17 protein-coding genes and 1 tRNA gene are annotated in these 19,386 nt (G+C 68.6%); 13 read left to right on the top strand and 5 right to left on the bottom strand.

What is annotated here, in order from left to right; genetic code table 11:
* Positions 1-51 precede the first annotated feature (51 nt).
* The 4 genes from ileS to CNR27_RS07395 all read left to right on the top strand — a co-directional run bounded on the left by ileS (position 52) and on the right by CNR27_RS07395 (position 4,670).
* Complete coding sequence (gene ileS, locus CNR27_RS07380; RefSeq protein ID WP_222843144.1) at positions 52-2,868, top strand: isoleucine--tRNA ligase; 2,817 nt, start codon at positions 52-54, stop codon at positions 2,866-2,868.
* Entirely contained in the window at positions 2,868-3,359 is a 492-nt protein-coding gene (gene lspA, locus CNR27_RS07385) for a signal peptidase II (protein ID WP_096297606.1), read from the top strand. The genes ileS and lspA overlap by 1 nt, the downstream gene beginning before the upstream one ends.
* A gap of 248 nt (positions 3,360-3,607) precedes the next feature.
* On the top strand, positions 3,608-4,558 hold the full coding sequence (ispH, locus tag CNR27_RS07390; protein ID WP_096297607.1) for a 4-hydroxy-3-methylbut-2-enyl diphosphate reductase: 951 nt from the start codon (positions 3,608-3,610) through the stop codon (positions 4,556-4,558).
* Between the two features lie 36 nt (positions 4,559-4,594).
* A tRNA-Thr gene (locus tag CNR27_RS07395) sits at positions 4,595-4,670 on the top strand.
* 50 nt (positions 4,671-4,720) lie between these two features.
* On the opposite strand, the gene CNR27_RS07400 is transcribed toward CNR27_RS07395, so the two are convergent.
* Positions 4,721-5,794, bottom strand: a complete 1,074-nt coding sequence (locus tag CNR27_RS07400; RefSeq protein WP_096297608.1) for a diguanylate cyclase — start codon at positions 5,792-5,794, stop codon at positions 4,721-4,723.
* Positions 5,795-5,981: 187 nt separating this feature from the next.
* Between CNR27_RS07400 and radA the strand changes: the two genes are divergently transcribed.
* Together radA and CNR27_RS07410 are read left to right on the top strand one after the other, a co-directional pair.
* A complete protein-coding gene (radA, locus tag CNR27_RS07405; protein WP_245815777.1) occupies positions 5,982-7,370 on the top strand; it encodes a DNA repair protein RadA in 1,389 nt (462 codons plus the stop codon).
* 37 nt (positions 7,371-7,407) lie between these two features.
* Positions 7,408-7,983 (top strand): hypothetical protein, encoded by a 576-nt coding sequence (locus CNR27_RS07410; RefSeq protein ID WP_096297610.1) that lies wholly within the window; start codon positions 7,408-7,410, stop codon positions 7,981-7,983.
* Between the two features lie 193 nt (positions 7,984-8,176).
* Here CNR27_RS07410 and CNR27_RS07415 read toward each other — a convergent pair whose 3' ends face one another.
* On the bottom strand, positions 8,177-8,965 hold the full coding sequence (locus CNR27_RS07415; protein WP_096297611.1) for a cytochrome C assembly family protein: 789 nt from the start codon (positions 8,963-8,965) through the stop codon (positions 8,177-8,179).
* A 92-nt stretch (positions 8,966-9,057) separates the two neighbouring features.
* On the opposite strand from CNR27_RS07415, the gene ffh reads away from it, so the two are divergent.
* The 7 genes from ffh to CNR27_RS07450 all read left to right on the top strand — a co-directional run bounded on the left by ffh (position 9,058) and on the right by CNR27_RS07450 (position 14,710).
* Complete coding sequence (gene ffh / locus CNR27_RS07420; RefSeq protein WP_096297612.1) at positions 9,058-10,428, top strand: signal recognition particle protein; 1,371 nt, start codon at positions 9,058-9,060, stop codon at positions 10,426-10,428.
* Positions 10,429-10,639: 211 nt separating this feature from the next.
* Complete coding sequence (locus CNR27_RS07425) at positions 10,640-11,425, top strand: aminotransferase class IV (RefSeq protein ID WP_096297613.1); 786 nt, start codon at positions 10,640-10,642, stop codon at positions 11,423-11,425.
* Positions 11,426-11,527: 102 nt separating this feature from the next.
* Positions 11,528-11,794, top strand: coding sequence for a 30S ribosomal protein S16 (gene rpsP, locus CNR27_RS07430; protein ID WP_096297614.1), 267 nt, complete (start codon positions 11,528-11,530; stop codon positions 11,792-11,794).
* A gap of 37 nt (positions 11,795-11,831) precedes the next feature.
* Complete coding sequence (gene rimM, locus CNR27_RS07435; protein WP_096297615.1) at positions 11,832-12,359, top strand: ribosome maturation factor RimM; 528 nt, start codon at positions 11,832-11,834, stop codon at positions 12,357-12,359.
* 151 nt (positions 12,360-12,510) lie between these two features.
* Positions 12,511-13,272 (top strand): tRNA (guanosine(37)-N1)-methyltransferase TrmD, encoded by a 762-nt coding sequence (gene trmD, locus CNR27_RS07440; protein WP_096300417.1) that lies wholly within the window; start codon positions 12,511-12,513, stop codon positions 13,270-13,272.
* A 145-nt stretch (positions 13,273-13,417) separates the two neighbouring features.
* Positions 13,418-13,888 carry a 50S ribosomal protein L19 gene (gene rplS, locus CNR27_RS07445; RefSeq protein ID WP_096297616.1) on the top strand — a complete coding sequence of 157 codons (471 nt, stop codon included), beginning with the start codon at positions 13,418-13,420 and terminating at the stop codon, positions 13,886-13,888.
* Between the two features lie 408 nt (positions 13,889-14,296).
* Positions 14,297-14,710, top strand: coding sequence for an RNA-binding S4 domain-containing protein (locus tag CNR27_RS07450; protein ID WP_096300419.1), 414 nt, complete (start codon positions 14,297-14,299; stop codon positions 14,708-14,710).
* A gap of 1 nt (position 14,711) precedes the next feature.
* On the opposite strand, the gene CNR27_RS07455 is transcribed toward CNR27_RS07450, so the two are convergent.
* The 3 genes from CNR27_RS07455 to CNR27_RS07465 form a co-directional block, all read right to left on the bottom strand.
* A complete protein-coding gene (locus CNR27_RS07455) occupies positions 14,712-15,653 on the bottom strand; it encodes an SDR family NAD(P)-dependent oxidoreductase (protein WP_096297617.1) in 942 nt (313 codons plus the stop codon).
* Between the two features lie 194 nt (positions 15,654-15,847).
* Positions 15,848-18,421, bottom strand: coding sequence for a DNA mismatch repair protein MutS (gene mutS, locus CNR27_RS07460; protein ID WP_245815778.1), 2,574 nt, complete (start codon positions 18,419-18,421; stop codon positions 15,848-15,850).
* Between the two features lie 158 nt (positions 18,422-18,579).
* The gene (locus CNR27_RS07465) at positions 18,580-19,362 is read right to left on the bottom strand and encodes a DUF4142 domain-containing protein (RefSeq protein WP_096297619.1); all 783 of its coding nucleotides are present in this window, start codon (positions 19,360-19,362) and stop codon (positions 18,580-18,582) included.
* Positions 19,363-19,386 lie beyond the last annotated feature (24 nt).

Genomic DNA, 19,386 nt, shown 5'->3' on the forward strand with positions numbered 1-19,386 from the left:
GCCGAGAACCCCTACAAGTCGACGATCCATCTGCCGGCGACCGATTTCCCGATGCGCGGCGACCTGCCCAAGCGCGAACCGGCGATGCTGGCGCGCTGGGAAGAAGAAGGACTGTATGCACAGCTGCGCGAGCACGCGCGCGGGCGGCCCCTGTTCGTGCTGCATGACGGCCCGCCGTATGCGAACGGCTCGATCCATCTGGGCCACGCGGTCAACAAGATCCTCAAGGACATCATCGTCAAGTCCAAGGGAATGGCGGGCTTCGATGCGCCCTACATCCCGGGCTGGGATTGCCACGGGTTGCCGATCGAGATCGCGATCGAGAAGAAGTGGGGCAAGGTCGGCGTCAAGCTCGATGCGGTGGAATTCCGGCAGAAGTGCCGCGAATACGCCAACGAGCAGATCGACATCCAGCGTCGCGACTTCAAGCGGCTGGGCGTGCTCGGCGACTGGGACAACCCGTACCGCACGCTCGACTTCCGCTTCGAGGCCGACGAGATCCGCGCGCTGGCCAAGATCGTCGACAACGGGCACCTGACCCGTGGCGTGAAGCCCGTGCACTGGTGCTTCGACTGTGGCTCGGCGCTGGCCGAGGCGGAGATCGAATACGCCGACAAGGTCTCGCCGGCGATCGACGTGGCCTACGTCGCGCGCGATTCGGCCGCGTTCGCGAAGGCTTTCGGCGTCACGCTGCCGGCGGATGTTGAGGTCGCACTGCCGATCTGGACGACCACGCCGTGGACGCTGCCGGCCTCGCTGGCGGTCTCGCTGGGCGCGGACCTGGAATACGCGCTGGTCGAAGGCCCGCAGGCGCAGGACGGGCGCCGCCGCTGGCTGGTGCTGGCCGACGCGCTGGCCGAACGTGCGCTGCATCGCTACGGCGTCGAGGGCGATGTGGTCGTGCACGGCCGCGTGGCCGGCGGTGCGCTCGAGCATCTGCTGCTGGCACATCCCTTCTACGTGGAGCGCGACATTCCGGTGATCCTCGGCGACCACGTGTCGGCCGAGGACGGCACCGGTGCCGTGCACACCGCGCCCGGTCACGGCCAGGAAGACTACGTGGTTGGCAAGGCCTACGGCCTGCTCGAACGCTATACCGCGGCCGAACTCAACCCGGTCGACGGCCGCGGCGTCTATCTGCCGTCGACGCCGCCGATCGGCGACACCGCGCTCGCCGGCCTGCACATCTGGAAGGCCAACGACGTCATCGTCGACGGGCTGCGCGCGCAGGGCAGCCTGCTCGCGTTCGCGAAGCTCGAGCACAGCTATCCGCACTGCTGGCGCCACAAGACGCCGATCGCGTTCCGCGCCACGCCGCAGTGGTTCATTTCGATGTCGCAGGCCAACCTGCGCGATGACGCACTGGCGGCCATCAAGACGGTCACCTGGTACCCCGAGTGGGGCCAGGCACGCATTGCCGGCATGGTCGAAGGGCGCCCGGACTGGACGATCTCGCGCCAGCGCACCTGGGGCGTGCCGATCGCGTTGTTCGTGCATCGCGAAACCGGCGAGCCGCATCCGCGCAGCACCGAGCTGATGCGCCTGGTCGCCGACCGCGTGGAGCAGCACGGCGTGGACATCTGGTACACGCTCGACGCCAGCGAGCTGCTGGGTGACGAAGCGGCCGATTACGACAAGATCACCGACATCCTCGATGTCTGGTTCGACTCGGGTGTGACCCACGAAGCCGTGCTCCGGGCGCGCGGCTTCGACAAGCCGGCCGACCTCTACATCGAAGGCTCCGATCAGCATCGCGGCTGGTTCCAATCCTCATTGCTGACCGGCATCGCGATCGACCGGGCGGCGCCGTATCGGCAGTGCCTGACGCACGGCTTCACCGTCGACGAGCACGGCCGCAAGATGTCGAAGTCGCTGGGCAACGGCATCGAGCCGCAGGACATCATGAAGACGCTGGGCGCCGACATCCTGCGCCTGTGGATCGCGTCGGCCGACTACAGCAACGAGATGTCGCTGTCGCAGGAGATCCTCAAGCGCACCGCCGATGCCTATCGCCGCATCCGCAATACCGCGCGTTTCCTGCTCGGCAACCTGGCCGGGTTCGAGCCGGCGCGCGATCTCGTCGCGCCGCAGGACATGGTCGCGCTCGACCGCTGGATCGTGCATCGCGCGGCCCAGCTGCAGACGCGTATCGAGAACGCCTACGCGCGTTACGACTTCGCCGAGATCGTGCAGGCGTTGTCGAACTTCTGCAGCGTCGACCTCGGCTCGCTGTATCTCGATGTCACCAAGGACCGCCTCTACACGATGCCCGAGCATTCGGTCGGCCGCCGCAGTGCGCAGACCGCGATGTATCACGTGGCCGAAGCGTTCACCCGCTGGATCGCGCCGGTGCTGAGCTTCACCGCCGAGGAGCTGTGGGGCCACCTGCCGCCGCCCGCGCAGGGCGTGCGCGAGGCCAACGTGCAGTTCGCGACCTGGTACACGGGACTGGCCGAGCTGGGCAGCGATGCCGGCTGGACAGCGCAGGATTTCGACCGCGTGCTGGAGCTGCGCGAGCGCGTGTCCAAGGTGCTCGAGCCCATGCGCGCCAGCGGCGAGATCGGCGCGGCGCTCGATGCCGAGATCGAGCTGGCTTGCAGCCCCCCGGACGCGGCCTGGTTGTCGCCGGTCGTCGACGAGCTGCGCTTCCTGCTGATCAGCGGCGACGTGTCCATCGTCGACGGCGGTGATGCGAGCGCGATCGGCGTGTCCGCGCGCGCAACCGGCAAGCCCAAGTGCGTGCGCTGCTGGCAGCGTCGCGGCGATGTCGGCGCGGATGCCGACCATCCCGAACTGTGCGGCCGCTGCGTGGGGAACATCGCGACCGACGGCCGTGACGGACAGGGCGAAATCCGGAGGTGGTTCTGATGGCCAAGGTGACGCCAAACGCCCTGCCGTGGCTGGTGCTCTCGGCGGTCGTGATCGTGCTCGACCAGCTGACCAAGTACTGGGTGCTGACCTCGCTGCCGGAATACACCGCGATTCCGGTCATCGACGGCTTCTGGAACTGGTACCGCACCTACAACACCGGTGCGGCCTTCAGCTTCCTCGCCGACGCCGGCGGCTGGCAGAAATGGTTCTTCACGATCCTGGCGATCGCCATCAGCGGCACCCTGGCCTGGTGGCTGGCGAAGACGCCGCGTCGCGACTGGCGCACGGCGCTGCCGTTCGCGCTGGTGATCGGCGGTGCGCTTGGCAATGTCATCGACCGGCAGATCCACGGACATGTGGTCGACTTCATCCAGTGGCATTGGCAGGACCATTACTGGCCGGCGTTCAACCTCGCCGATGCTGCGATCGTCGGCGGCGCGATCGGGATCGTTCTGTTCGGGTTTTTCCCGGCGAAGAAGTCGAAGTAGACCGCGTCAGCGTGGTCGGCACCTCGCCCTTCGGGAGAGGTCGACGCGTAGAGCGCGTCGGGTGAGGGGGGGGCTTGCGCGATGTCTCTGCAGATCCCGAGCATATTCAGGGCTCATGGGAAGCATTCCCGCGCCCTCACCCCGTTCCCCTCTCCCATGGGGAGAGGGGCGTATGGGCCGTGCGGGAGACGCCCCGTCGTGCTTCTGTTCCGTTTCGGCGCCACAGGCTCCGGTAAACTTGGATTCTTATGGACATCGTCCTCGCCAATCCCCGCGGCTTCTGCGCCGGTGTCGACCGCGCGATCGAGATCGTCAAGCGCGCGATCGAGACGCTCGGCGCCCCGATCTACGTTCGCCATGAGGTCGTGCACAACCGGTTCGTGGTCGAAGACCTCAAGTGCCGCGGCGCGATCTTCGTCGAGGAACTCGATGAAGTGCCCGATGGCAATACGGTGATCTTCAGCGCCCATGGCGTCTCCCAGGCCGTGCGCGAGGAGGCCGGTCGGCGCGGTCTCAAGGTGTTCGACGCGACGTGTCCGCTGGTGACCAAGGTGCACTTCGAGGTGGCGCGGCATTGTCGCGCCGGACGCGATGTCGTGCTGATCGGTCACGCGGGTCACCCGGAAGTCGAAGGCACGATGGGCCAGTGGCGCGCCGAAGCGGGCCTGGGCTCGATCTATCTCGTCGAGGACGAGGCCGACGTCGAGGCGCTGGTGGTCGGACAGCCCGACAACTTCGCCTATACGACGCAGACCACGCTTTCGGTCGACGACACGCGCAGTGTCATCGCAGCGCTGCGGGCCCGATTTCCGATGATCCAGGGACCGAAGCATGACGACATCTGCTACGCAACCCAGAATCGCCAGGACGCGGTGCGCGATCTGGCGCGGGAATGCGATCTGATCCTCGTGGTCGGGTCCCCCAACAGCTCCAACTCCAACCGTCTGCGCGAGCTGGCCGAGCGCGACGGCGTGGAGGCCTATCTGATCGACGGTGCCGACGAGATCGATCCGCGCTGGATCGAGGGGCGGCGGCACATCGGGGTGACCGCGGGCGCATCGGCGCCCGACGTGCTCGTGCAGGGCGTGCTCGATCGGCTGCAGCAGCTCGGCGCGCATGGCGTGCGCGAGCTGGCTGGCGAGCCGGAGAACATGGTCTTCGCCCTGCCCAAGGAACTGCGCCTGCAACTGGTCGATTGACCGCGAGGCCTGCGCTCCCTAGAATTCGCGTCCCAAGCCGGAATAGCTCAGTTGGTAGAGCGGCGCATTCGTAATGCGTAGGTCGTAGGTTCGATTCCTATTTCCGGCACCAGTTCGACGAAAGGCGACCCGCGGGTCGCCTTTTTCGTGGGCGATGCAGGCTCAGCCGGCTTCGACGCGATCGCGGCCCGCCGCCTTGGCCCGGTACAGCGCGGCGTCCACGTCGCGGATCCAGTCGGCGAGCGCGGCATGGGCGCTCCGCGTCTCGGCCAGGCCGATACTTACCGTACAGCGCATCCCGGGCTCGGCTTCGAACACGAGATCGGCGATTCCGATGCGTACCCGCTCGGCCACCACGAGCGCGCGCTCGCGGTCCGCCGGTGCCAGCAGCAGTGCGAACTCGTCACCGCCGAAGCGTGCCGGAACGTCGTCGCCCGCTGCCACGCCACGCAGGACCTCGCCGACACGTCGCACGACAATGTCGCCCATGCCATGCCCGTAGCGGTCGTTCGTGGCCTTGAAGTTGTCGATGTCGATCAGCAGCAGCGCCGCCTGGCGGCCGCTGCGCTTGAACAGCTTGACCGCATGAGCTGCGCGCGCATCGAAATGACGGCGATTGGGCAGGTTGCTCGCCGAATCGGTCCGTGTGATGCGCTCCAGTTCGCGGTTGTGCCGCGCGATGGTGCGGCCGAGCCGCCAGGTCACCGCGCTCAGCGCGAGCTGGTAGCCCAATATCAGCGGCAGGCAGGCGACCATCGTGCGCGTCGATGTCTCGGGCTCGAATGGCCGGCCTGCGAGCACCCAAGTGACCGCAAAGGCAGCGAGCAGCGCGGGGAGGGCGCGTGCGACCAGGCGCCATCCGCCGGCGGCAAAACGATCCGCGGCCAACACGCTGAGCAGCACCGCCGTCGGTATCAGGCCGACGCCGATCGCGGCGATCCAGGCTCCGCCCGCCGCGGCATCCAGCACGAGATTGCGGTACTCCAACGCTGCGGGATCGCGCGCGCGGCCGGCGAGCAGCCATGCAATCTGCGGCCAGACGAGCACGTTGAACAACAACGCGGTCCAGACCCATCCCGGCGCGTCACGTTCGAGCAGGACCGAGGCGATGGGCAGCGCGCAGAGCGCGGTGCCGAGCATGCGCATGCGATGGATGCGGGAGACGAACCGCAGCGCGGGCGTCCGGGAGCGATCGGCGATATTGTCGTAATACGGCACGTGCTTCAGCGGGCCCATGGTTGGTCACTGGAAGTGACGGAGAAATTGTAGACGCGCCTCGCGGTCGCGTGCCGAATTTGTGATGGGGGTCGCATCACCGGCCTTGGACTCGCGTTTTGGATTGCCGGCGCGGGAGGCTGCCGGTCTCCTGTGCTGCGACGGTGCTCGGCTATGCTGCCGCGTCGTTCTCCGCAGACATCTCTCCGTGGCCAAGACTGTCACCAAAGCCCGAACCGCCTTCGTCTGCAACGAGTGCGGCGCCGACTTCAACAAGTGGCAGGGCCAGTGCAGTGCCTGCGGCGCCTGGGATTCGATCTCCGAGATCGTGCTCGAGAGCGCAGCGGCGGCGAAGTCGCCGGCCTCGCGCCGCAGCGGCTGGGCCGGCAAGATCGACGCGCCCAGGGTCATGGCACTCAAGGACGTCCAGCAGGGCGAGGACGTGCGGGTGTCGACCGGCATCGGCGAGTTCGACCGCGTGCTCGGCGGCGGCCTGGTGGAAGGTGCGGTGGTGCTGGTCGGAGGAGACCCGGGTATCGGCAAGTCGACTCTGCTGCTGCAGGCGCTGGCGCAGATGGCCGGCACCTTGCCGGGGCTCTACGTCACCGGCGAGGAATCGCTGGCCCAGGTCGCCGGGCGCGCGGTGCGGCTCGGCCTGTCGCTCGACGGGCTGCATGCGCTGGCCGAGACCGGCATCGAACGCATCCTCCAGCACGCATCCGAGCTGCGCCCCAAGCTGATCATTGCCGATTCGATCCAGACCCTGTGGACCGAATCGCTGACCGCGGCGCCGGGTTCGGTGAGCCAGGTCCGCGAGTCCGCCGCGCGCCTGGTGCGCTATGCCAAGGAGACCGGCACCGCCGTGTTCCTGGTCGGCCATGTGACCAAGGAAGGCGGCATCGCCGGTCCGCGGGTGCTCGAGCACATGGTCGATGCGGTGCTGTATTTCGAAGGCGACAGCGGCAGCCGCTTCCGGGTCATGCGGGCGTTCAAGAACCGCTTCGGCGCGGTCAACGAGCTCGGCGTGTTCGCGATGGGCGACAAGGGCCTGAAGGAAGTCCCCAATCCGTCGGCGATCTTCCTCTCTGGCGGCAGCACGCCGCAGCCGGGCAGTTGCGTGATGGTCACGCGCGAGGGCACACGGCCGTTGCTGGTCGAGGTGCAGGCGCTGGTGGATGCCTCGCCGCTGTCGAATCCGCGGCGCGTGGCAGTGGGCATGGAAGGCAATCGCCTGGCGATGCTGCTGGCGGTTCTGCACCGCCACGGCGGCATCATGACCGGCGACCAGGACGTGTTCGTCAACGTCGTCGGTGGCATCCGGGTGCAGGAGACCGCGGCCGATCTGCCCGTGCTGCTGTCGGTGCTGTCCTCGCTGCGCGATGCGCCGCTGCCGGACAAGACCATCGCGTTCGGCGAAGTGGGCCTGAGCGGCGAGATCCGCCCCGTGCCCAACGGCGAGGAGCGCCTGCGCGAAGCCGCAACGCACGGGTTCAGGCGCGCGATCGTCGCCAGGGCCAACGCGCCCAAAACCGGAAATTTCAAGGGCATGGAGGTCATCGGCGTCGAGCGCCTGGCCGAAGCGCTTGAGCACATCTGACGCCGCGTCGGCGCGACACGCCCGCTGATATCCGGCGATGCTTCGTATTTCCAGGGCCACGGCCGCTGCGCGCGCCGTTTCCATCGTCCTGCATCCGTTTGTCGTTTTCAGCGCGCTCGCGCTGATCGCAGCCTGGCGGCTCGAGCCCGCATCGCTCGCGCGTACCTTGGTGGGCCTGGGCACGGCGATCGCGATCGTCTGGCTCTTCATCTGGCAACGCCGCCGCGGCGGGCACTGGCAGACCGTGGACGCATCGCGCCCGCAGGAGCGGCCCCTGCTGTATGGGCTGGTGTTGTTCCTTGCCGGCGGCTACTGGCTGTGGATGGGCGGTCCGGGATCGGCCATGTCGGCCGGGGTACTCGCCGCGGTGGCGATGCTGTGCGTGGCCGGCCTCGCCAACCGCTGGATCAAGCTGTCGTTGCACATGGCGAGCCTGGCCTTCGCGGGTGTGTCGTTGCTGCAGCTTGCGCCTGCGGTCGCGGCGGTTGGGTTGATGTGCGCGCCGCTGCTCGGTTGGTCGCGCCTGCGACTGGAGCGACACTCGTATTCGGAAGTGTTGGGCGGTGCGGCGCTGGGGGCGGCATCGGCGCTCCTTCCCTACCTCATCGGCTGACCAGGCGGGGCGGTCGCATCCGACAGGAGTTTCCGATCGCTGCGGCGCTAACGTCGCGCCGGGAGCACCGCATGCCCGGCGGTGCGCCGAGCCCCTTCGGTTCGATCCCGCGGCGCTGGAGCATCCGTCGGGCGCGACCGGGGCAGGGCCCGCAGGGATGCCATCCACCTGCGTGCCGCATTGGGCAAGGCGTTCAGCCGGTACGTCGGAGTACGAGCTCCAGCACGAACTTGCTGCCGAAGAACGCCAGTACCAGCAGCGCCATCGCGGCCAGCGTCCAGCCGACCGCGCGTGCGCCGCGCCAGCCATGGCGCCAGCGTCCGAGGAGCAGGGCGCCGAAGGCCAGCCAGGACAGCACGCTCAGCACCGTCTTGTGCATCAGGTGCTGGGCGAAGAAGTCGTCGACGAACAGCACGCCGGTCACCAGCGTGGCGGTGAGCAGGACGAAACCGACCCAGATCGTGCGGAACAGCAGCGATTCGAGTTCGGTCAGCGGTGGCAGGGCGCGCAACCAGCGGTGGAATTCGCGCCGCCGCAGTGCCCGCTCCTGGGCCATCAGCAGCAGCGCGAGCAGGGCTGCGATCGCAAGCGCGGCGTAGGCCAACAGGGCGAACCAGGCGTGCATCTGCAGGCGCCAGTCCAGTGTGTCGCTGGCGGTATGCGTGGCCTGGCCGTAGGCGATGAGCGTCACCGCCGCGATCGGGAACACGATGACCCCGAGCGCGGCCATGCGACCCCGCGCGTCGTAGAGCACGGTCAGCACTGCCATGCCCAGGCTGACCAGCGACAGGGCCGCGAAGAAATGCAGTTCCGCGCCGACATCCCGCCACACCACGAGGTGCGCGGCCGCGTGCAGCGCCACGGCGCAGAGTGCTGGCGCGGCCCACCAGATCGTGGCCGGAGCGGGTTCCCGACCGACGCCGCGCACCAGGGCAGCGGCCGCCAGCAGGTAGAGCAGGGCAGCAATGAGAACGAATGTCATCGGCGAAGTGTCGCACGCCGGTCGTTCGCCAGCGAGGTGCCGGGGCCGGCCCGCTATAATCACGGACCGTATTCCGCCGCATCGAGTCCCGCATGTTCGAGTCCCTGACCCAGCGCCTGTCCGGCACCATGGAGCGCCTGCGCGGGCGCGGTCGCCTGACGGAAGAGAACATCCGCGAAGCGACCCGCGAGGTGCGCATCGCGCTGCTCGAGGCCGACGTGGCCCTGCCGGTGGTGCAGGCGCTGATCGAGCGGATCAAGGTGCGCGCGGTCGGCCAGGAAGTGCTGAAGTCGCTCACCCCGGGCCAGGCGCTGATCAAGGTCGTGCGCGACGAGCTGACCGCGGTGATGGGCGCGCAGGCCACCGAGCTCAACCTCAACGTGCCCGCGCCGGCGGTCATCCTGATGGCCGGCCTGCAGGGCGCGGGCAAGACCACGACGGTCGGCAAGCTCGCCAAACTGCTCAAGGAAAAGCGCAAGAAGAAGGTCATGGTGGTCTCGGCCGACGTCTACCGCCCGGCTGCGATCGAGCAGCTGAAGACGCTGGCCCAGCAGGTCGACGTCGCGTTCTTCCCGTCCGATGCGTCCCAGCAGCCGGTCGACATCGTGCGCGCCGCCATTGCCGATGCGAAGAAGTCCTTCATCGACGTGCTGATCGTCGACACCGCCGGCCGCCTCGCCATCGACGAGGCGATGATGGCCGAGATCAAGGCGCTGCATGCCGAGGTCAAGCCGGTCGAGACCCTGTTCGTCGTCGACTCGATGACCGGCCAGGACGCCGCCACGACGGCCAAGGCCTTCGGCGAAGCGTTGCCGCTGACCGGCGTGGTGCTGACCAAGACCGACGGCGACGCCCGCGGCGGCGCGGCGCTGTCGGTGCGCTACATCACCGGCAAGCCGATCAAGTTCGTCGGCACCGGCGAGAAGGTCGATGGCCTGGATGTGTTCCATCCCGAACGTGTCGCCAGCCGCATCCTCGACATGGGCGATGTGCTGTCGCTGGTCGAGCAGGTCGAAGGCCAGGTCGACAAGGACAAGGCGCAGAAACTCGCCGAGAAGGTTGCCAAGGGCAAGAAGTTCGACCTCAACGACATGCGCGACCAGCTCGAGCAGATGCAGAACATGGGCGGCATCGGCAGCCTGATGGAAAAGCTGCCGGGCCTCGGCCAGGTGCCCGAACACCTCAAGCAGCAGGTGGCGCAGAACAAGGAAGTGCCGCGGATGATTGCGATCATCAATTCGATGACCAAGAAGGAACGGCGCAATCCCAACCTGCTCAACGGCTCGCGGCGCTCGCGCATCGCCGCCGGTTCCGGCACCACGCCGGCCGACGTCAACAAGCTGATGAAGCAGTACATGCAGATGGAAAAGATGATGGGCAAGATGGCCCGCGGCGGCATGAAGGGCATGATGCGAGGCCTGCAGGGCATGATGGGCGGCATGGGCCGCATGCCGTTCCGCTGAGCACTCCGGCGCGCGGGCGGTTGGGGATGGCCCGCAGGTCCTCCGCGACGCGCCCGGGCGGGTCATCGCGGGCATCGCGCCCGGTGCGGCGCGATGTCGCCCGGTCCCGCCCGTCAGTGTCGGCCGGTGCGGGCCGGTTCCCCCCAATCGCCGTCGGCGCACCCCTGCTTCCGCTTGTGCGATGCCGCCGTGCGCGTCAGGGAGGGGCGCGATGATGGCGCTTTACTGGAACGGTCGGCCGGCCACGCTGCAGGATCTGGCCGTCCCGGCGCTGCGCAACGATGGCCATTTCACGACCTTCCAGCTGCGTGAGAGGGCGGTACTGGGCCTGGATCTGCACCTGCAGCGCCTCGATGAGGCCTCGCGCGCGCTGTTCGGCATCGGTCTGGATCCGGATCGTGTGCGTGCGTCGTTGCGCGCGGCCGTGGTGGAGACCGGGGTGCGGGATGCGACCGTGCGCATCACCGTCGTGCCGTCCGCGCTCGATGCCCAGGTGCCGTTGGGTCTGCTTGTCGCGTTGTCGCCGCCGGCCGAGCCGGGAGTGGGGCCGCTGCGCCTGCGCTCGTTCGTGTTCCAGCGCGATACGCCGACGATCAAGCATGTCGGCACGTTCGCGCAGTTCCAGCGTCAGCGGCTCGCCCGGGAAGCCGGCGCCGACGATGCCCTGTTCGTCGACGGCCAGGGGGAGGTGGTCGAGGGGTCGGTCTGGAACCTCGGGCTTTGGGACGGTGTGACTGTTGCCTGGCCGCAGGCCGATGCCCTGCGCGGCACCCGGGAGCGCCTGCTACAGGCTGGCCTGGCGGCGCTCGGTGTGCCCCAGGCGGTGCGCCCGGTCATGCTGGCGGAGCTTGACTCCGGTATGGCCGCGTTTACCTGCAATGCGCGCGGGCAGCAGCTGATCGGGGACGTTGACGGCCGGGCCCTGACAGTGGATCCGGGCCTGTTGGCGCTGCTGGATCGGGCGCTGGGGACGCAGCCGCGGACGGTGGTGGCCTGAGGCGGGCTACGGCCGGGTGCTTGTGCCGGATCCCGGGATTCCCGCTATAATCACCGGCTTACCTCGCCACCCTGGCGACTGGGCAACACAGGAAGCAAAGCAATGGTCAAGATCCGTCTCGCGCGCGGTGGCGCCAAGAAGCGTCCGTTCTACCACATCGTCGTGACCGACTCGCGCAGTGCGCGCGACGGCCGCAACATCGAGCGCGTGGGTTACTACAACCCGGTCGCGACCGGTGGCGAGCAGCGCGTCGTCCTCGACGCCGCCCGCATCGACCATTGGGTTTCCAATGGCGCCCAGATGACCGACAAGGTCCGTGCCCTGTACAAGGACGCGGGCAAGACGGCCGTTGCGGCTGCCGCCGCCTGATGTCGCGGCCGCGCCCAGCGCGCGGCCATGTCACGCAATGAATAACCCGACGCGCCAGCCTCCCCAGCGGATGATCCAGCTGGGCAAGGTCCATGGCGCGTTCGGCGTGCGTGGCGAAGTGAAGCTCGAGTCGTTCACCGAGCCGCGCAGTGCCATTTTCCGTTACCAGCCCTGGGTGTTGCGCGATGCGCGCGGCACCGAGCGCACGCTGGAAGGCGCGCGGGGCCGCGAGACGCCGAAGGGCATCGTTGCCACGCTGCCGGGCGTCGAGGACCGTGATGGCGCCGAAGCCACCCGTGGCCTCGAGATCTGGGTGGCGCGCGAGGCGCTTCCGCCGCCGCAACCGGGTGAGTACTACTGGGTCGATCTCGAGGGCCTGGCGGTACGCAATACCGACGGCAGCGATTTCGGCGTGGTCTCGCACCTGTTCTCCACCGGTGCCAACGACGTGCTGGTGGCGCAGGGCGAACGTGAGCGGATGATCCCGTTCCTGGTTCCGGACTACATCGTCTCGGTGGATTTCGACGCCGGCGTCGTGACCGTCGACTGGGATCCCGAGTTCTAGCCATCAGCGGATCGACGGCGTCGTTCCCCATGGACGTGTCCGTCCTTCCGCGCTCGGCAGGACATGTCGAGCGCGGCCCCGCCCGGGCAGGAGCAGACACGCGATGACGTCCGAGACGAATACCCAGTCAGACACGCCCGCGCGCGGGCCGATCCGCATCGACGTCGTCAGTCTGTTCCCCGATTTCATCGATCAGGCGGCCGCGGTGGGTGTGGTCGGGCGCGCGCGCGAGCGGGGCCTGCTGGCGCTGCAGGGCTGGAATCCTCGCGACTACGCCCAGGGCAACTACCGCCGGGTGGACGATCGCCCCTTCGGCGGCGGTCCCGGCATGGTCATGCTGATCGATCCGCTGCGCGCGGCGATCGCTGCCGCCCGCGCGGCCGATCCCGCGCCGGCGCGGGTGATCTACATGAGCCCGCAGGGCCGCCCATTGACCCAGGCGCACGTGCGCGAACTCGCCGCCCTGCCCAGGCTGATCCTGCTGTGCGGCCGCTACGAAGGAGTCGATGAGCGCCTGCTCGCGGCCGAGGTGGACGAAGAGCTGTCGATCGGCGACTACGTGCTGTCGGGCGGTGAGCTGGCCGCGGCCGTCGTCGTCGATGCGGTCGCCCGGCTGCAGGATGGCGCGCTCGGTGATGCAGAATCCGCCGTGCAGGACAGCTTCGAGGGTGACGGCCTGCTGGATTGTCCGCACTACACGCGCCCGGTCGAGCACGCCCTGGGCCAGGTGCCGGATGTGCTGCTGTCGGGCAATCACGCCGAGATCGCCAAGTGGCGTCGCCAGCAGTCGTTGCTGCGCACGCTGGAGCGTCGCCCGGACCTGCTGGACGAGGCCGCGCTCGGCAAGGCCGATCGCCGCCTGCTCGCGGACTGGCGCGCCGCGCATCCCGACAGCCCCCGCTCCGGAGACTGAGCTGGAGTGGGGTGCTCTGGCTTTCTCGGGTGGCGTGCCCGTATAATGCGCGGCTGACCGTTTCATCCGAGCCGCAAGAGCTCGTCAAGCCAGAGCGTGCGTCCACGTGCACCACGCCTATAACGACACCAACAGGCCCAGACCCATGACCACCAAGCCCTCCCTGAACACCCTGCTGCAGAACTTCGAAAGCGCGCAGAGCGCGCGCGTGCTTCCCGACTTCGGCCCCGGCGACACCGTTGTCGTCAACGTCAAGGTGAAGGAAGGCAACCGCGAGCGTGTGCAGGCCTACGAGGGTGTGGTCATCGCGATCAAGAACGCCGGTCTGAACTCCGCGTTCACTGTGCGCAAGATCTCGCACGGCTTCGGCGTCGAGCGCGTGTTCCAGAGCCACAGCGCGCAGATCGACTCGGTTGAAGTGAAGCGCCGCGGCAAGGTCCGCGCCGGCAAGCTGTACTACCTGCGCGGCCTGGAAGGCAAGAAGGCACGCATCAAGGAAGATCTGTCCGCTTCGGCCAAGGCCAAGAACGAGAAGGCACGCGCCGACCGCGCTGCCGATGCCGCGGCCAAGAGCGAAGCTGCTGCCGCTGCCAAGACGGCGGCCGCTGGCGAGTAATCGCCACGTTCGATGTCGCACGACGGCCGCCGCAAGGCGGCCGTTTGCGTTCTGGGCTTCTCCATCGCCGTAGGGGCAATGTACCGGGGGCGTGCGCCCACGCGCGAGATGCCGTGGCGCATAGCGCTGCAGCTGCACGGCGTTGCGGACGGCCGTAAGCGGGCGGCAGCGGCGAGCCCGATGCCTGATGCCCGATGCAAGCATGGGTAGCTTGCATTGGCACCGACGCGGAAAGCCAGCCCCGCCTGCGCCGCGGCAGGCGTTGCAGACCTTGGAACATCGCGCGTTGATTGGTGGCGATCGGACCCCATCCACGATCGCTGACTGCGTTCCCTCGACGTTCCCATGACGCGTTCCCGCGTTCTGTCGAACCGTCCTCGGCTGCCGCCGACCCATGACCCGATCCGCATGACCGACATCCAGGCTTCGAACACCACCGCCAGCGTCCGCCTCGATCTGTGGCTTTGGGCCGCGCGCTTCTTCAAAACCCGCGCACTGGCCAAACAGGCGATCGAGACCGGCAAGGTCGATATCGGCGGACAGCGCGCAAAGCCGTCGCGTGCGGTACGTCTCGGCGACGGACTGCGCATTGCGCGTGGCGAAGAACACTTCGACATCGTGGTGGCTGGCCTCTCGGACATGCGTGGGCCGGCGCCGGTGGCGCGCGCGCTGTACACCGAGTCGGATGCGTCGCGGGCCCTGCGCGAAACCCGGATGGCGGAGCTGCGTGCGGCCCGGGCCGGCTACCAGGCACCCGAGCAGAAACCCGACAAGCGTGCGCGCCGGTTGATCCGCGCGCTCGGCGACATCGACGCGATCTGATTCAGAGCCAGTCGCGCACGAGCGTTTCCGACACTGTCCACAGCCGCGCGGCCATCGCTGGATCGCGCTGGGCATCGCTCTGCGCGGCCGGGGCGAAATCGCGCCAGAAGCCGCCGGTTCGGCCTGCCGCGCCGGGCGAGGCCGCGAGCCAGCACGGCGTGGCCGCGCCCTGCTGCACACTGCGCGCGTCGCTGCGGTAGCCATTGCCAACGTTACGCAGGATGTTGGTGCGCGTGTGCCCGGGCGAGACGCAGTTCGAGGTCGCGCGCGTGCCGGCCAGACGACGCGCGAGTTCCAGGGAGAACAGGCCGTTGGCGAGTTTCGAATGCGCATAGCGCGCCTCCCAGCTCCCGCCCGACAGGTCATCGAACTGGATGCCGCCGGGCGGTGCATTGCGCTCGTCGGCGCTGCCCAGCACCACGACGCGGCCCTGCGGCGCGGCGGTCACGCGATCAAGCAGGCGGCGCACCAGCAGGTAGTGGCCCAGATGGTTCACGACGAACGTCTTCTCGAGGCCGCGCACCTGTTCGAGCGTGTCGAGAACCACGCCGGCGTTGCAGACCACGGCGTCGAGCGGAATATCGAGCGCGCGGATCGTGTCGCTTGCCGTGACGACCGAATCGAAATCCGCAAGATCCAGGACGACCGGTGTGGCCCGGCCTTCGATCGCCGCGCATGCGGCCTCGCCGGTGGCACGCGAACGCGCGGTGCCGATCACGTGCGCGCCGCGCAGGGCCAGCACGCGCATGGTTTCCCGGCCGATGCCGGAGTTGCAGCCGGTGACGACGATGGTGCGACCGCGCAGGTCGAGACCTGCGGTGGCCTGCTCGGCGGTCGTGCCCGCATCGAGATCCCGCGAGCGGGCGAGGCCGGGCAGGGCGGTCGAGAGCGCGGCCAGCGCGCCGGCCTGCAGCAGGCGGCGCCTGCGGATGTCGAGGGTCATGGAGCGACTCGTCCGTGCGGGAAACGGGCCGTCGAGTGTAGACGGCCGGTCGATCGGGTCGCGACAGGAAACGCGGCGGCCCCGTAGGGCCCATGCCGCGCCCAGCGCCGCGCCCCGGCATGCAGGGCGGCAACCCCACCGGAGGCGCCGGATACCCGTGCATCGGGACCGCTGCCGACGCTGACGCCGACAGCTCAGAGCAGCGCCTTGATCCGGTACAGCGCCTCGAGTGCCTGCTTGGGACTCAACTCGTCTGGGTCCAGCCCGGCGAGGGCTTCGACTGCGGCCGAGTTCGGGCCGAACAATCCGATCTGCTGCGGCGAGTCCAGCGTGCCGGCCGACAGCGGCGCCGACGCGGGACTGTCATGGCGCCGCTGTTCCAGTTCCGCCAGCCGCGCGCGGGCATCGCGCACGACCTGCCTGGGCAGGCCGGCGAGCGCGGCCACCTGCAGGCCGAAGCTGCGATCGGCCGGGCCGTCCTTGACCGCGTGCATGAACACCAGCTTCTCGTTGCCTTGCTGGTCGCGGTGTTCGACCGCGTCCAGATGCACGTTGGCGATGCCGCTGCCGGGCTGGGCGAGCGCGGTGAGTTCAAAGTAGTGGGTGGCGAACAGCGTGTAGCTGCGGTTGCGCTGGGCGAGATGCCGCGCGCAGGCATCCGCAAGCGCCAGGCCGTCATAGGTCGAAGTGCCGCGGCCGATCTCGTCCATCAGCACCAGCGAGCAGTCCGTGGCGTGGTGGAGGATGTAGCTGGTCTCGGCCATCTCGACCATGAAGGTCGACTGGCCCTTGGCGAGGTCGTCGCCGGCGCCGATCCGGGTGAGGATACGGTCGATCGGCCCGATCACCGCGCGGCTGGCCGGCACGAAACTGCCGATGTGGGCGAGCAGCACGATCAGCGCGTTCTGGCGCATGTAGGTGCTCTTGCCGCCCATGTTCGGGCCGGTGATCACCAGCATCCGGCGCTCGTTGAACGTGTCGCTGTCGCCGAGCACCAGGTCGTTGGGTTCGAAGGGCTCGCGGCGCACGGCTTCGACCACGGGATGGCGGCCGCGCTCGATGCAGATGCCGGGTGCGGCGCCGAGCTGCGGGCGCGACCAGTCCAGGGCCTGTGCCCGTTCGGCGAAGCAGGCCAGCACGTCGAGCTCGCTGAGCGCGCCTGCGCAGTGCTTGAGCGCTTCCAGGCGCCCGCCGAGCGTGTCGAGAAGCTGTTCGTAGAGCAGGCGCTCGCGCGCCAGTGCACGTTCGCGCGCCGACAGCACCTTGTCCTCGAACTGCTTGAGTTCCTCGGTGATGTAGCGCTCGGCGTTGGTCAGGGTCTGCCGCCGCGTGTAGTGCGCCGGCGCCCTGGCCGCGTGTGCCTTGGAGACCTCGATGTAGTAGCCGTGCACCCGGTTGTAGCCGACCTTGAGCGTCGGAATCCCGCTGGTCTCGCGCTCACGCGCTTCCAGGTCGACCAGGAACTGGTCGGCATGGGTGCTCAGGCGTCGCAGCTCGGCGAGCTCGGCGTCGTGCCCGTCGGCGAACACGCCGCCATCGCGCGCGAGCACCGGAGGCTGTTCAACCAGGGCGTCGGCGAGCAGGCGCGCTTCGGCCGCATGTTCGCCGAGACCATCGTGCAGCGTGCGCAGACGCGGCGAATCGAGCGCTCCGAGGATGCCGCGCACGTCCGGCAGCATCGCCAGGCCGTCGCGCAGCGTGGACAGGTCGCGAGGACGTGCCGAGCGCAGCGCGATACGGGTGAGCACGCGTTCCAGATCACCGAGTGCGCGGAAACGTTCGCGCAGATCCGCATCCGCACCGCTGCGCTGCAGGGTGTCGACGGCATGCAGACGTTCGTCGAGCACCGCGCGGTCGCGCAGCGGACGATGCAGCCAGCGCCGCAGCAGGCGACCTCCCATCGGCGTGATCGTCGAATCGAGGACACCGAGCAGGGTGTTGCGGGTATCGCCGTCGACGCGGGTATCGAGTTCCAGATGCCGGCGGGTGGCGGCGTTCATCGCGATCGCGCCGTCGCCGCTCTCGACCGAGATGGAGGTCAGGTGCGGCAGGCGCTGCTTCTGGGTTTCCTCGACGTAGCCCAGCAGTGCGCCGGCGGCTGCAACCGCAAGGGGGCGGTCGTCGATGCCGAAGCCGGTGAGATCGTGCAGGCCGAAGAACTGCAGCAGCTGGCGGCGACCGGACTCGGCATCGAACAGCCACGGCGGGCGGCGACGCACACCGCCACGCTCGAACAGGAAGGCGGGCCAGCCGTCCTCGTCGGGGACCAGCAGCTCGGCAGGATCGAGACGCGCGATTTCCGCCTCGAGCGTGTCCTCATTCGCGCATTCGCATACCAGGAAGCGCCCACCGGCGAGATCCGCCCAGGCCAGGCCGTACTGACCATTGCGCTGGCGGGCGACCGCCATCAGCAGCGTGTCGCGGCGCTCCTGCAACAGCGCTTCGTCGGTGACGGTGCCCGGCGTGACGATGCGCACCACCTTGCGCTCGACCAGGCCCTTGCTGGCCGCGGGGTCGCCGATCTGCTCGCAGATCGCGACCGATTCGCCCAGCGCGACCAGCCGCGCCAGATACCCCTCCGAGGCGTGGTGAGGTACGCCCGCCATCGGAATCGGAGCGCCTGCGGAATTACCACGCTGGGTCAGGGTGATGTCGAGCAGCCGCGCCGCCTTGCGGGCGTCGTCGTAGAACAGCTCGTAGAAGTCGCCCATGCGGAAGAACAGCAGGACGTCGGGGTGCTCCGCCTTGGCGGCGAAGAACTGTTTCATCAGGGGGGTGTGTTCTTGCAAGCTCGGATCGTTCGCACGGACTTCAGACCGACATCTTGCCTGAGATGGCGCGCGGGTTCCCGCCATGGAAACGCCCGGGTGCCGACTCGGCGCCCGGGCGTCCGGACAACACCGCCGCAGCCGCGCGGCGCTGAGGATCAGCGGCGCTGCTGTTGCAGTGCCCGGGCGGTTTCCAGATGCGCGGCGATCACCGCGCGGGTGCTCTGCAGGTGATCGCGGACGCGGCTGTCGCTCGCCGAGGGGATCAGTTCCGAATCGAGCTTGGTAAGCGCTTCCTGGTGGCCCATCACCATCGCTTCGATCCACGCCTTCTCGAACGCCTGGCCTTCGAGCTGCGCGAGCTGCTCGCGCTGGGCGTCGTGCTTGCGCTTCATTTCCGCAAGGTCCGGATGCGCGGTGGCGTCGGCTTCGCCGTGGCTCATCGAGCCGGCCCCGGTATCGGTGTTGCCGGCGGTCGCTGCGGTACCGCCCGCGACCGTCGACATTTCGCTGCCGCTCCCGGTTCCTGTTGTGTTTCCCGACCGCCCGAGCAGGATCCGGGTGGCATCGAGGTTGAGCGAGTGGTCGTTGCGCAGCGTCTGCGCATATTCGCGCACCGGGCCCTGCACGTTCTTGGCGAGCGCAGCCTGCGCGGCTTCGATCTCGTGGCGGTCGACTTCGAGGACCGCCATCAGCGCCTTCCGGTCGGGCTCGGCGAGGTTGGGCATTCCTGCCCCGGCATTGCTCGTTGAGCCGGTGCCAGCTGCGCCGTTATCGATCGTGGCAGCCACGCCACGGCTGCGGTCTTCGGTATCACCGGTCGAATTCGGTGTGTCCGCCAGGGTTCCGCTGCCACTGTCGGTGTTGGTCGCGTTCTTGTTTTCACAGGCGGCCAGTGCCAGCACGAAGGCGCCGGCGAGTAGGGTCTTCGAAGGAGCCATTGCGCGTATCCGGGGTGGTGAAAG

The sequence above is a fragment of the Luteimonas chenhongjianii genome (genome assembly GCF_002327105.1).
GTDB lineage: Bacteria > Pseudomonadota > Gammaproteobacteria > Xanthomonadales > Xanthomonadaceae > Luteimonas > Luteimonas chenhongjianii.